At 69.6% G+C, this 13,416-nt stretch carries 10 protein-coding genes; 4 read left to right on the forward strand and 6 right to left on the reverse strand.

Annotated features, from left to right (window positions below; all coding sequences use genetic code 11):
• Positions 1-147: 147 nt before the first annotated feature.
• Positions 148-2,610 carry a glycosyl hydrolase family 65 protein gene (locus AB0915_RS16290; protein ID WP_366691715.1) on the reverse strand — a complete coding sequence of 821 codons (2,463 nt, stop codon included), beginning with the start codon at positions 2,608-2,610 and terminating at the stop codon, positions 148-150.
• Positions 2,610-3,368, reverse strand: coding sequence for an HAD-IA family hydrolase (locus tag AB0915_RS16295; RefSeq protein ID WP_366691716.1), 759 nt, complete (start codon positions 3,366-3,368; stop codon positions 2,610-2,612). The genes AB0915_RS16290 and AB0915_RS16295 overlap by 1 nt, the downstream gene beginning before the upstream one ends.
• Positions 3,369-3,869: 501 nt before the next feature.
• Between AB0915_RS16295 and AB0915_RS16300 the strand changes: the two genes are divergently transcribed.
• A complete protein-coding gene (locus AB0915_RS16300; protein WP_366691717.1) occupies positions 3,870-4,328 on the forward strand; it encodes a cyclic nucleotide-binding domain-containing protein in 459 nt (152 codons plus the stop codon).
• 107 nt (positions 4,329-4,435) lie between these two features.
• Complete coding sequence (locus AB0915_RS16305; RefSeq protein ID WP_366691718.1) at positions 4,436-5,149, forward strand: response regulator transcription factor; 714 nt, start codon at positions 4,436-4,438, stop codon at positions 5,147-5,149.
• A 34-nt stretch (positions 5,150-5,183) separates the two neighbouring features.
• Here the strand turns inward: AB0915_RS16305 and AB0915_RS16310 are convergent, their stop codons facing one another.
• The 3 genes from AB0915_RS16310 to AB0915_RS16320 form a co-directional block, all read right to left on the reverse strand.
• Entirely contained in the window at positions 5,184-6,899 is a 1,716-nt protein-coding gene (locus AB0915_RS16310; protein WP_366691719.1) for a GAF domain-containing protein, read from the reverse strand.
• A 392-nt stretch (positions 6,900-7,291) separates the two neighbouring features.
• A complete protein-coding gene (locus AB0915_RS16315; RefSeq protein ID WP_366691720.1) occupies positions 7,292-7,972 on the reverse strand; it encodes a pyridoxamine 5'-phosphate oxidase family protein in 681 nt (226 codons plus the stop codon).
• 19 nt (positions 7,973-7,991) lie between these two features.
• Positions 7,992-9,065 carry a zinc-dependent alcohol dehydrogenase family protein gene (locus AB0915_RS16320; protein ID WP_366691721.1) on the reverse strand — a complete coding sequence of 358 codons (1,074 nt, stop codon included), beginning with the start codon at positions 9,063-9,065 and terminating at the stop codon, positions 7,992-7,994.
• A 213-nt stretch (positions 9,066-9,278) separates the two neighbouring features.
• On the opposite strand from AB0915_RS16320, the gene AB0915_RS16325 reads away from it, so the two are divergent.
• Positions 9,279-10,304 carry a zinc-binding alcohol dehydrogenase family protein gene (locus AB0915_RS16325; protein ID WP_366691722.1) on the forward strand — a complete coding sequence of 342 codons (1,026 nt, stop codon included), beginning with the start codon at positions 9,279-9,281 and terminating at the stop codon, positions 10,302-10,304.
• A gap of 277 nt (positions 10,305-10,581) precedes the next feature.
• Here the strand turns inward: AB0915_RS16325 and nhaA are convergent, their stop codons facing one another.
• The gene (gene nhaA / locus AB0915_RS16330; protein WP_366691723.1) at positions 10,582-12,471 is read right to left on the reverse strand and encodes a Na+/H+ antiporter NhaA; all 1,890 of its coding nucleotides are present in this window, start codon (positions 12,469-12,471) and stop codon (positions 10,582-10,584) included.
• 406 nt (positions 12,472-12,877) lie between these two features.
• On the opposite strand from nhaA, the gene AB0915_RS16335 reads away from it, so the two are divergent.
• Complete coding sequence (locus AB0915_RS16335) at positions 12,878-13,171, forward strand: hypothetical protein (protein WP_366691724.1); 294 nt, start codon at positions 12,878-12,880, stop codon at positions 13,169-13,171.
• The last annotated feature ends 245 nt before the right edge of the window (positions 13,172-13,416 follow it).

Raw genomic sequence — 13,416 nt, forward strand, 5'->3', positions numbered from 1 at the left:
GCGCGAAGCGCGGGCGCAGCGGTGGTCGGTGCGTGCGATCGGCGTGCGGTGTCGCAGGTCATGTTGCGGAGCCACCTGTCCTGCGACACCGTGCGGCGAGCGTGCGTGCCGGGCGTCGGGGCGCAGGCGGGGAACTCAGAACAGGCCCTAGTCCTGACGGCCGTTCCTGTGACCGCGGACGGGGCGTCGGCCCGATGGCAGATCGAGCCATCGCAGCGTGCCGGGGGCGATCATGTGGGTGTGGCCGCCCAGGACCAGCCGGACGGCTGGGTGGTACGAGTCCGATACCGCGATCCGGAGCCGCTGTGCCCGTATGCCCAGGTCCACTTCGTGCCCGCGGAATCCGATGCGTACGCCGAATTTCGAGAGCTGGGGAAGCGGGGCCGGGGAGAGCCACAGTGCGTCGTCACGCATCTCCAGCCCGGTCATTCCGCGCTGCACGAAATCGAGGGTGCCGGCCATCGCCCCCAGATGGATGCCTTCCGCCGTGGTGCCGCCCTGGATGTCGACCACGTCACCGGTCAGCGCCTCCTCGCAGTGCGCCCACGCCTCCTCACGGTGCGCACGTGCCAGCACCCAGGCATGAACCACGGAGCTGAGGGTGGAACCGTGACTCGTACGCGCGAGGTAGTAGTCGACGGTGGCGCGCCAGATGTCGTCGTTCAGCACATGTCCGAGACGCTGGAACAGGCCGCCGAGCTCTCCGGGTGAGAACAGGTAGCCGAGCATCAGAACATCAGCCTGTTTGGATGCCTGGTAGCGGTTGACCGTGTCGCCCTCCTCCTCGAGGATGCGGTCGAGCCGCCGGATGTCGCCGTAGCGCTTCCGGTAAGCGGCCCAGTCGAGTTCCTCCAGTTCTCCGTAACCGGCGAACTGGCTGATGACACCACGGTGATACGGAACATGCAGCCGACGGGAGACGTCCTCCCAACGCTCCAGCTCCGCGGGGTCGAGGCGTATGCGCTCCAGAAGGAGCTTGCGCCGCGGCTCGGGCAGGTCGCGGTAGAGCTCAGTGGCCCGTGCCAGCACCCACGCCGCCGTCACGTTCGTGTACGTGTTGTCGTCTATGCCTGCGGTCCCGGCTCCCGGATAGGCGTCGTGATACTCGTCGGGGCCGACCACACCGCGGATGCGGTACCGGGCCAGCGGCGCATCCCATGCGGCGCTGGCCGCCCAGAACCGGGCGATCTGCAGCAGCATTTCCGCGCCCTTGGAATGCAGGTAGTCCGTGTCCGCAGTGGCCTGGCAGTACTGCCACACGTTGTAGGCGACGGCCGAACCGACATGGTGCTGCAGACGTGAATGGTCGGGCAGCCAGCGCCCCGAACGCGGGTTGAGATGGAGTTCCTGGGTCTCCTCCCGGCCGTCGTCGGCACTCTGCCAGGGGTACATGGCCCCGGCCCGCCCCACCTGTTGTGCCGCGCGGCAGGCTGCGGGCAGCCTCCGGTGGCGGTAGTCCAGAAGCCCCCGGGAAACCTCCGGGAAATGCAGACTCAGGAACCTCAGCACGAAGAGCTCGTCCCAGAAGACATGGCCCCGGTATGCCTCCCCGTGCAGTCCTCTCGCCGGTACGCCCACATCGAGCTCTGCCGTGTGCGGGGACAGCGTCTGCAGCACGTGGAAGAGGTGAAGTCGCAGAATCCTGCCCGCTTCGCCCGGAACCTCGATTCGGCTCCGCTGCCACAGGCCGGCCCACGCCCGATGGTGCGAGGCCAGCAGCTCGGAGAACTCCGGGGCCGTCCGCACACCGGCCACAGCAGCCCGTAGCGGGTTGCCGATCGCCGGGTCACGCGACGTGTGCAGCGCCACCGTCTTGTCCACGACGGCGTCGCATCCCGGATCCAGCGGCAGCACCAGTGTCTGGAAGATCTTCCGTGGGGTCTGCCGCTGACGAGGACGCCGGCCGGACTCATCCGGCTGCCACGTATGACCGCCGGACGTGGCCACGATGCGGGACGCCAGCGCGACGGCGATCTCCGACTCCACGGTGCGACATCTGAGCCACACCACGTCGTCCTGTTCCGTTCCGGTCGACCAGCCGGTCAGATGGCAGCCCGACAGATCCCGGTACCGCGCGACACCGGCGTTCCGGATGTCGCCGTCGATCGCCGCCTCCACCTCGATCGCCCCCGACCACCCGGTCGCGGTGAAAGCCGTGTGGAGGGCGGCGAGATGCGGGTTGCCCATGTGCACCAGACGGCACTGCTCGACGTACAGGCGACGGCCTGCCTGGTCCTGGTAGACGGACCGGCGGGTCAGCGTGCCGCGGCGCAGATCGAGCGTCTGCCGGTATTCGGCGAGATGTTCGTGGTCCGGTGACAGCCACGGTCCGGGGGCTGTGCCGGCGGGGCGGATGCGGTAGCGCAGCGGCAGCCAGTTCGGCAGGTTGACCAAGTCGGCGTTCTCCACCTGCCGGCCCTGGACCGATGAGGTCAGCCGGTCGTAGCAGCCCGCAATGTAGGTGCCGGGGTAGTGAGACCCGCTTGTGATGGACTCGGGTGCGGCTCCACGGGTGGCGAAGTAACCGTTGCCGAGCGTGCACAGCGCCTCGCGGAGCCGCTCCTCCTCCGGCACGTACCCCTCGTACGACCACTCCCAGGCCCTCGCCATCAGCCGTCGCCGATCAGCAGTTCGCCGGGATCGGACACCACGATGTCGGCGCCACGGCGTCGCAGGTCCGCGGCCTTGCCGGGATCGCCTGTCCGGTCCACGCCGACCACAAGTCCGAATCCGCCGTGGCGGCCGGCCTCGACACCGGCCAGGGAGTCCTCCACCACAGCGGTGTCCGAAACGGGAACACCGAGGCGTCGCGCCGCCTCGACGAAGAGCGCGGGATCCGGTTTTCCCGCGAGCCCGAGCCGCCGTGCCTCATTTCCGTCGACCACGGCACCGAACTGCCCGATGAGGCCGGCCCCCGACAGGAGTTCCGTCGCGTGGCGGGAGGCGGACACGGCAGCACAGGGGATCCGCTCACTGCGCAGCGCGTGAAGGAGACACACCGTGCCGGGCCAGACATCGACCGGGTGGGTGCGAAGCGTTTCCGTGAACAGCTCGTCCTTGCGTGCGGCGACGGCCCCTACCGTCGCGGTGCCGGGCGGGTCGTCCGGGCTGCCTTCGGGAAGGTTCAGGCCTCGCGACGCGAGGAAGGCCGCCGCGCCGTCCTGCCGTGAACGGCCGTCGACGTGGCGGAGATAGTCGTCGACCGGATCGAAGGGCCGCTGTCCCTCCCGCTCCGACAGACAGGCATCGAATGCCTTCTTCCAGGCCGCGGCGTGGCTCCGGGCGGAGTCGGTGATCACTCCGTCGGTGTCGAAGACCACGGCCCGCACGGAGTGCAGGCACGCAGCAAGAGACGGTACGGCTGCCATGAGCGGGGAGGTCCCTTCGCCAGGGGTTCCTTTCATGGCATCACGGTTCCGGGACACCGGCGCGTCGTGGATCTCAGTAGGGCAGCGGCCGCCCGGACGGAGTACGCAGGTCGAGGGGCGGAGGCCCCGAGGGAGGCGGTGGGCGACGGACGATTCTGATGCGGCTCACTGCCACCACCTCCTGGCGCTCACCGGGTATGTGCCCAGGTGCGTGCTCCACAATCCTGCGGCGTGAGATCCGAGCCCATGGGCCGATCGGTCCCGGACCGCCCCCGTACGGCCCAAGCGGGCGGGTCGCTGAGCGGATCACCGTGAAAATCACGTGGAATTCCGGTCAACGGGCTGATGCCGTTCAGCGGGTTCGGGTACGGCAGACCCCGGGGGTGCCCGATGACCGAGCCTCCCCCCGGAGCCCCGCCTATCGTTCACACCAGACGGTCGGGCACGTGGCCGGGCTGTCACGCGCGGAGCCGCCATCGCCCGCCAGGGACGGAGGACCCCATGTCGACGCACAGTCTGCTCGACGCGCTCCCGCCCGAGAGCCGGCAGCGCCTTGTCGACACTGCGGCGCACGAAGTGCCGCTGGTCCTCGACTCACGCCTCTTCGAAGAGGGCCGGCGGGCCGACCGTTTCTGGATCATCCGCTCCGGCCGGGTCGAGATCGACCTCCGCTTGCCCGGCCGCCGCCCGGCGGTCGTCGAGACCCTGGGCCAGGACGACCTGCTGGGCTGGTCCTGGCTCTGCTCCCCGCACGTGTGGCACATGGGCGCACACGTGGTCCACGCGGGTCAGGCCCTGGAGTTCGAGGCCGCGACCGTGCGCGCGCTGTGCGCGGCCGATGCGGTGCTGGGCCGGGCGGTGTACAAGTACGTGGCCGAGACAGTGGCGGAGCGGTTGAACGGAACGCGGGTGAGGTTGCTCCAGCTCTACGGTCCCCAGCCCGACATCGCCGAGGACTGAACGGCCCGGGTGGTGCAGGGGCCGATCGGCTCTGGTGCACCGTCGGTGTGCGGGCCACGATGAACATGGGGCCGGTGGCAGAGCCCTGCAGAAGCGAGGTGGGCGCCATGAGCGGCGAAGCCGCGTTCTCCGCACAGCATCCTATCCGCGTGTTCCTGCTGGACGACCACGAGGTGGTCAGGCGCGGGGTGCAGGATCTGCTCGACGCGGAACCCGACATCGAGGTCGTCGGCGATGCCGGTACGGCCGATCACGCGCTGGCCCGTGGCCCTGCGCTGCGCCCGGATGTCGCGATTCTCGATGTGCGGCTCCCGGACGGCGACGGGATCAGCGTCTGTCGTGAACTGCGTTCACGGATGCCGGAACTGGCCTGCCTGATGCTCACCTCGTTCGACGACGACGAAGCACTGCTCGACGCCATCATGGCGGGCGCAGCAGGCTACGTACTCAAGGAGATCAAGGGATCCGACCTCGTCACAGCCGTCCGCACACTGGCTTCCGGGCGCTCCACCCTCGATCCGGCGACCACCGCTCGGCTGATGCACAGCCTGCGCGGAGAGAGTTCCGATACCAAGGCCGAGGACGAGGACGCGCTCTCCGCACTGTCTCCACGGGAGAAGGACGTTCTTGCCCTGATCGGTGAAGGACTGACCAACAGTCAGATCGGCAAACGCCTCTACCTGTCGGAGAAAACGGTCAAGAACCATATTTCCCGCCTCCTGGCGAAGCTCGGCGTGGAGCGCCGTATCCAGGCAGCCGTGATCGCCGCGCACAGACCGGCTCCCTCCTCGCCGCCCTCGGCGAGCGGTCGGGAGTACTGACGCCGACGCCGCGGCCCGCCGCGCGGTCCGCGGATCACGTCAGTCGCAGCGGCACGCGCCACCTCACCCGGGTGCCGCCCTCCGCCGATGGCTCGACCGTCATGTCACCGCCGAGGTTCTTGGCGCGCTGCGCGAGGTTGTCCAGCCCACTGTGTGCGCCGTCGTGTTCCGGCATGCCCACTCCGTTGTCGGACACGACCAACGTCAGTGCTCCCTCACCGACCACCATCGAGACGTCCACCGAGGTCGCCCGGGCATGGCGTGCGACATTGCTGAGCGCTTCGCCGAGCACCGCGATCACCTGGTCCGCGGTCTCAGTCGGCACATCTGTGTCGATGAGCCCTGCCATGCGGAGAGACGGCTGGAAGCCCAGGGCAGGCGCGGCCTGCTCCACCGCGGTCAGCGTGCGGACGCGGAGACCTTGTTCGGCACGGCCCGATTCGCGTGCGCGGAGGCCGAAGATGGTGGACCGGATGATCTTGATGGTCTCGTCGAGATCGTCCACGGCACGCAGCAGCCGTTCACCGGCCTGGGGATGGTCCACGAACCGCACCACGCTCTGCAGGGTCATACCGGTGGCGAACAGCCGCTGGATGGCGAGGTCGTGCAGGTCCCGGGCGATCCGGTCGCGGTCCTCCAGCAGGGCGATCTGCTCGGCGGACTCACGCCGTTCCGTGAGTTCCATCGCCAGTGCCGCCTGCCCGGCGAACGTCAGCAGGGGCGCGGTCTCCCACTCGGTGAATGCGGGACGCTCCCGTACACGGGCCAGCAGCAGCACCCCCAGGACCCGTCCCCCCGTCTTCATCGGCACCGCGACGGCCGGGCCGAGCCCTGCCCATCGCGGGGGCCCGGCGGTGATCCTCGGATCACACTCGACATCGAGGCTGATGATCGGCTCGCCCGTGTGGAGAGCTGTGCCGACGAACGAACCTTCGCGTGGCAGGACCAGCCCGCGGTGCGTGTCGGCGTCCACGCCGGAGGCTATCGCCACCCGCAGGGCGCCCTCGCCCTCGGGGAGCGCCAGAACTCCCAGGTCGGCGGAGAGGATGCGCGAGGCATGGTCGACGATCATCTGCAGGACGTACGCCTCGTCCACCCCGCTCAGCAGACCCTCGACGATCTCGCTGTTGGCCTCCTGCCAACGCTGCCGGTCACGCGTCTCCGAGTACAGGCGTGCGTTCTCGATGGCGACCCCGGCTGCCACAGAGAGGGTGGAAAGCACCGTCTCGTCCTCGGCGTCGAAGGCGCGGCCGCCCCGTTTCTCGGTCAGGTACAGGTTGCCGAACACCTCGTCGCGGACCCGGATGGGCACCCCCAGAAACGAGTGCATGGGGGGATGGTTCGGCGGAAACCCGTGGGACGACCGGTGGTCGGCGAGTTCCTTGAGCCTCAGTGGCACGGGGTGGCGGATCAGCTCGCCGAGGATGCCGTGCCCCTCGGGCAGCGAGCCGATGGCTTCCCTCTGTTCGTCCGTGATGCCCACGGGCAGAAACTGCGCAAGGCGGGTTCCCTCACCGAGCACCCCGAGGGCTCCGTACTCGGCATCGACCACGACGACCGCGGCTTCGACGATCTGGCGCAGCACCTGCGGCAGATCGAGCCCCCTTCCCACCGACATGACGGCGTCCAGCAGCAGCGCCGCCTCGGCGGGGCCGCGCTCCGAAAGATCGAGGCGGTCCTGGAGGTCGCCGGGGAGTGTGCCCAGCCGACGGCGTTCCTCGCCGTTGCGGTGAGTGCCCTTGTCGCCCACGGTGCCTCCGCCGTGGCCCGCGCGTCACGGGCGGGCCATATGTCCACCGTAGCGGCCGAACACCACGAGGCACCCGGTGGAGCGCGCCCGGGGGAACACGTCCTGGTACGGAAACCTGCCGGCCGACGCGTCCTGAACGGCCCTGCCGAGAAGCCCGTTCGAGGGACGAATGACCCAGATCCCCGGGAGGACGCCCCCGTCATCCTCCCTGTCTCACCCCATCGCCATGTCTCACCCCATCCCGATGGCTCCGCGACTACGGCCGTGTCCTGGCCGGTCCGCGGGTTCCGCCCGCGCACCCAGGCACCGGGCAGTCGCAGCCGGCTCGCATGCCCGCCCGCCGCACACCGTTTGCCGCGCGAGCTGCGTGCCGGCGACGACACGCAGCTCTCTCACTTCTGCACCACGCGACGCCCGGTGATACGAGTGGGGGTGACCACCATCCAGTGGGTGCGGGGGCCACCCGCCCAGGGAAGGGAGGGGGCCCCACGGTCCAGTCGCTGGATGGCCTGGGCACCAGTGACACCTGATGCATCGCCCACCACCAGCACACTCCAGCCCTGGCTCATCGCGTCGTCGATGTGATCGGCCTCGAAGGCCACCTCGGTTCCCGCAGACGCGGCCAGAAGTCCATCGCCGGTGGTCCGGAACGCGATCTCGTTGCCCGTCAGCACGTAGTTGACCGGGAAGACGGCCGGCCCGTCCGCCGTGACGATCGCGATCCTGCCCACACCGTGGCCGGCAAGCAGTCGAAGGCACTCTGTGTCACTGAGCGCGACCAGTTCGGCGCCCGGCAGCGCCGCTGCCCTGCCGGGGGGACGTTCCACCGTCGTACCGGTCAGCTCGGCCACAGTCGTCTCCAGCGCATCGGCGAGGCTCACGAGAACGCCGACGGCCGGTACAGCAGCCCGGTCCTCCAGATAGGCGATGTACGAGGGAGCGGCGCCGCAGCGTTCGGCCACCTCCTCACGGGTGAGTCCGAGTTCCTGACGGCGCGCTGCCACGCGCCGTCCGAGGTCGCTACGGCCGGTCGGAGACTCGCTGGAAGCGGATGAAGGCGTGCCCTCGCTCATGGTCCTCACGTCCTTCGGGTCACGGCAGGTCGGGGACGGAGACGGCGTTGTGCTGCGGGCCGCCCAGTGCCACCTTGAGGGCACCGGTTTCGGCGGCGCGGGAGAAGATGTCGTACGCCTCCTCCATCTGGCCCAGCTCGAAACGGTGGGTGATCAGCGAATCCGACGGGAGACGCCCCGCGGCCATCATGCCCAGCAGCATGGGCGTGGAGTGGGTGTCCACCAGCCCGGTGGTGATCGTGACGTCCTTGATCCAGAGGTCTTCGAGGTGCAGGACCGCGGGCTTGCCGTGGACCCCGATGTTCGCGACCCGACCGCCCGGGCGGACCATCCGGGTGCACATCTCGAATGTCTCCGGTATGCCCACGGCCTCCATGACGACATCGGCACCGAGTCCATCGGTGAGGTCCTCGACGAGGCGCTCGGGTTCCTCGCTCGCGCTGACGGTCGCGTCCGCACCGAGTGCGCGCGCGGTGGCCAGCCGGGACTCCGCGAGGTCCACCGCGATGATGCGGCCGGGACTGTACAGACGCGCGGTGATAATGGCCGCCAGACCGATGGGCCCAGCACCGACCACGGCGACCGTGTCGCCGGGCCCCACGTTGCCGTTCACCACCCCGACCTCGTACGACGTCGGGAAGATGTCGGCCAACAGGACCGCGTCGTCACTGTCGACGGCACCCGGCAGCGGATGGACGGACAGGTCGGCGAACGGCACCCGCACATATTCGGCCTGGGTGCCATCGATCGTGTGGCCCAGCACCCAGCCGCCGCCCCCGCGGCACTGACCGTACTGTCCGCCGCGGCAGAACCGGCACCGTCCGCAGGCGGAGATGCACGAGATCAGCACGCGGTCACCGGGCCGCACCGTCCGGACATCGCCGCCGGTCTCGACCACGGTGCCCACCGCTTCGTGCCCGAGCACACGGCCCGGAACCACCTCGGGCACGTCGCCCTTGACGATGTGCAGATCGGTGCCACAGATGGTCACCGTGTCGACGCGAACGATCGCATCCGCGGCGTCCTTGATGCCGGGATCCGGTACATCCCCCCACGCGGTCCGGCCGGGGCCCTGGAAGACGAGTGCCTTCATGACATCGCCCTTCTTCCTGTCAGGTCCAGTACGGGGCACTGCCAGGCTGACTCGGCGGAAGTTCGGGGCACATGGGCCGGATGGTCCCCGGGCGAGGACCTGGCGGGCCACCCACTCCCGCCGATGCAGCAGCGGCCCTGGTCTGCGGTTCCCGAGGCGCACGTTGAAACCGGCCGGTTTGCCGGACCCACCCAGCGGCCGCAGGCTGGAGGTATGGGGCTCCCCCACCCACAGATGCTCAGCGGCTGGGCCGTCGGGACACCGGGACCGATCGGTACCGGTCCCCTGATACGGAGACACCGCCAGGTGAGCGCGCCCGCCCCGGACGAACTCCTGCTGCGGGTGGAAGCCTGTGGCGTCTGCCGCACGGACCTGCATCTCGCCGAGGGGGACCTCACTCCCCACCGTCCGTCGACGATTCCCGGACACGAGATCGTCGGCCGCGTGGCAGCGGTCGGCGAGGCGACCGGCGTGTTCCGGGTCGGCGACCGGGTCGGCGGTGCCTGGTTGCGCGGTACCTGCGGGTCCTGCCGCTACTGCCGCTCCGGACGGGAGAACCTGTGCCCCCGGTCCACGTACACGGGGTGGGATGCGGACGGCGGCTTCGCCGACCTGGTACTTGTTCCCGAGGCGTTCGCCTACCGGCTCCCCGAGTCCCAGGACGCGGCCCTGCTCGCCCCTCTCCTGTGCGCGGGAATCATCGGCTACCGGTCGCTGCGCCGCAGTGCGTTGCCGAAGGGTGGCAGGCTCGGAATCTACGGTTTCGGCGCGTCGGCCCATCTGGCCGCGCAGGTGGCGCTGGCCGACGGCGCGACCGTCCATGTGATGACGCGTTCCGCGCAGGCACGTGAACTCGCTCTGTCCCTGGGTGTTTCATCGGTCGGTGGCACCTACGACAGCCCACCGGAGCCGTTGGACTCGGCGATCCTGTTCGCTCCGGTGGGTGATCTGGTCCCGGTGGCCCTGGAGGGACTCGACCGGTCGGGCACCCTCGCGATCGCCGGTATCCATCTCTCCGACATTCCCACGCTGAACTATCAGCGGCATCTCTTCCAGGAGCGGAATCTGCGGAGCGTCACCTCCAACACCCGCGAGGACGGCCGCGAATTTCTCGAACTCGCCGAACGCATCGGTATCCAGGTCACCGTCAGCCGCTATCCCTTGAACCGGGCTGATCAGGCACTGGCCGACCTGGCCGCGGACCGCGTGAACGGCGCCGCGGTGCTCACGCCGGACTGACAGGAACCCGGCCCGGCGCCACTCAGACCGATCGGCACATGGGAGGCGGCGTCGCAGGGCGTCGGGAGCCCACTCCCTATCGCGAGGGAGGCCGTAACCAGCGGTGGGCCGACGGGGTCGATCCGGGGGCCCGACAGTCCGGGAAGCGACCTCCGCCCGGCTCCAACGGCTTCAGACGCCTCCGTACCCGCCGGAAACGCCGAGCCGGCATCCACGAAACCTTCCCCGGACTCGCCTGCTGCCGGAACACCGCGCTGTCACGGCTGCATCCGGCGGATCACCCCGTAAGTCCCGCGCGCGCACGGGCTGTTCGTACCGCGGCAGACAGCGCGTCGATGTCGTAGGCGCCACGGTGCAGCAGGCCGTTGATGAAGAAGGTGGGGGTTCCTGTCACCCCGCTCAGATCAGCCGATTCCCCGTCCTCAGCGACCCGGCCGGCTCCCGCGTGGGTGCGCAGACTGCGCCGGAAGCGCTCGGCATCCAAGCCCAGTTCGTCCGCGTAGCGCATCAGGTCGGGCGCCAGGAGCGCGCCTTGGTGCTTCAGGAGAAGTTCGTGCATCTGCCAGAAGGCCCCCTGATCCGCCGCGGCCTCGGCGGCCTCGGCGGCGAGTTGCGCGCCGGGATGGACGTCGGTGAGCGGCAGGTGCCGCCACACGTAGCGCAGATCGCCGAAGTCGGCGAGAAGGTCACGGACCACTGGTTCGGCCTGGCCACAGTAGGGGCATTCGAAATCGGCGTACTCGACCAGAGTCACCGGAGCGGTCATCGGGCCCCGGACATGGTCACGATCGGGGTCGACCGGGACCGCGAGATCGATCACCCTCTCGGCCGTGCCGAGCAGTACCCGTGCACGCCGCTGCGGCGGCAGGAGCCTGATCGCCATCGCGACGGCGCAGGTCGCGAGGAAGGAACAGGCCACCGCGCCCAGGATGCCCACCTTCGCCTCTTCGAGCCGGTCTCCTTCGAAGGCGAGCGTGGAGATCAGCAGGGCGACGGTGAACCCGACCCCGGCGATCGTGCCGCCTCCGGCGAGGGCGCCCCAACCGACCGGAGGCCTCAGCCGATTACGGCTCAGCCGGACAAGCAGCCAGGAGGCACCGGTGATGCCCACCGGCTTGCCGACCAGATAGCCGAGCAGGATACCCAAGGTGACCGGGGACGTTGCCGCCCGCGACACCAGTCCCGCGTCGATGGTGATGCCTGCGTTGGCGAGGGCGAACACCGGCACGATCACATAACTCGTCCACGGGTGGTACATCCGTTGCAGCCGCTCATTGAGCGACAGCGCCGACGCCAGTCCCCGGCGTGCCGAGCGCTCGAGCTCAGGTGTGGGCTGCTCGCGGAATGAGACGAACAGATCGCTCGCGCGTTCCAGGTCGCTGCGCGCCGCCGGGTAGGCATAGGTCAGCAGTCCCATGGCCAGACCCACGACCACCGGATCGACACCGGATTTGAGCAGGGCGACCCAGGTCGCGGCCCCCATCAGCAGGTACGTCAGTCCGTGGCGCACGCCCGCTGCCCTGACCAGCAGGATCAGGCCGAACAGGGTCACGGCGGAAAGCAGGGCGGGCACGGTGACGTGCTTGTTGTAGACGAGGGCGATGACCACCAGAGCCAGCAGGTCGTCGACGACGGTCACCGTGAGGATGAACGTGCGCAAGGCGTCGGGGAACCGTCGTCCCAGAATCGCCAGCATGCCCAGGGCGAACGCGGTGTCCGTGGACATGGCCGCGCCCCAACCGTGGGCCGAGGCACCGCCCGAGTTGAACGCGAGGTAGACCCCGACGGGGACGATCATGCCGGCGAGCCCTGCGGTCAGGGGCAGCATGACCCGCTGCCGCTCCCGGAGCTCGCCCATGTCGAACTCCCGTCGCGCCTCCAGCCCGATGACGAAGAAGAAGAACGTCATCAGGCCGCTGTTCACCCACTCACGCAGATCCAGAGATACCCCTGCCGATCCCACCGTCACCGACAGGCGCACCTCCCAGAAGGATGCGTACGCCCCGGGAGCCGCGTTCGCCCACACCAGTGCCGCCACCGTGGCGGCCAACAGCACCGCCGCGCTGCCGGCCTCTGTCCTGAGGAACGCGCGCAGCGGGGTCCGGGTCTCCGGGGCACGTGTGCTCTGCTCCCGGAACGGAGAAGGGAAGGAGGGATCATGTGTCACGGGAACATCACCGTGTGCCATGGCCTTGTCGGCAGCGCAATGGCCCACGAGCGGCCGCACGGCGCTCAGCCGCCTCACGCTTCCGGGTTCCTCCCGGGACAGGCTGCGGGTGGGATCGAGCGCGGCGTCGACCACCATGGTGAGGGGAGCGGGAGAGCGCAGTGGCCGAGTCGGTGACTGGCACACCGGCTGAGGCCGCTCCGCCTGCAGCCCGGCGGGCGAGACGGTCCCCGCCGCAGCGACTGGTGAAGACCCGCACGATGTCTGCTGTCACCTTCACCGGTGAAGATCCCCTCGAAGTCCTTACCGTCGACAACCCGCCACTGATCCTCGTGTCCCATAAGACCATGTGCGCGCCGGAGAACACGGTGATTGCCGCCGCGACGCGAGGGCGAAGGCACAGCTCATGGGCGCCGAGGGCGAGAATGTCGTGGAAGCCGCAGACGTCCGCGGCTTCCACGAGAAGTCCGCGGCCCCGGCGCGCGTCATGTCCGGCCGAAGCCTCCCGGTGCTGCCCCGGCTCGAAGAACGTGCCCTGCCGACGGTCGCCGCAGTTCAGGGGTGTCTGCCGGGCCCCGGGCCGACCCACCTCGACACGCTTCTCGCCGACCGGACCGTCCGCGCGGCCGCCGATCTCCATGGGCACCTGGGCGTTCTGCCCGCGGCCATCGACACCCATGGGCAAGCGCTCAGCGCCTGACTGCCGCATTCTGCACCCTCGTTCGGCTCAGGCACCGGCCCGTCGGCAGCGCGTGCGGACACGTTCAGGGCAGCGTGGACGACGTAGCCCGCCCGGGAGTCCTTCGCACGTCGACCGGGCGGGCCGCTTCCCCCACTGACTCTTCTCGGTGCCCCGTGCCCCGTGCCGCAGGAGCGCGACGGGCGGCCCGGGTGCGTTCCTGGTACGGGACAAGCCGGGACAGATCCCCGCACATCGAGCGCCCC

The organism is Streptomyces sp. NPDC048411 (assembly GCF_040704695.1).
Taxonomy (GTDB): domain Bacteria; phylum Actinomycetota; class Actinomycetes; order Streptomycetales; family Streptomycetaceae; genus Streptomyces.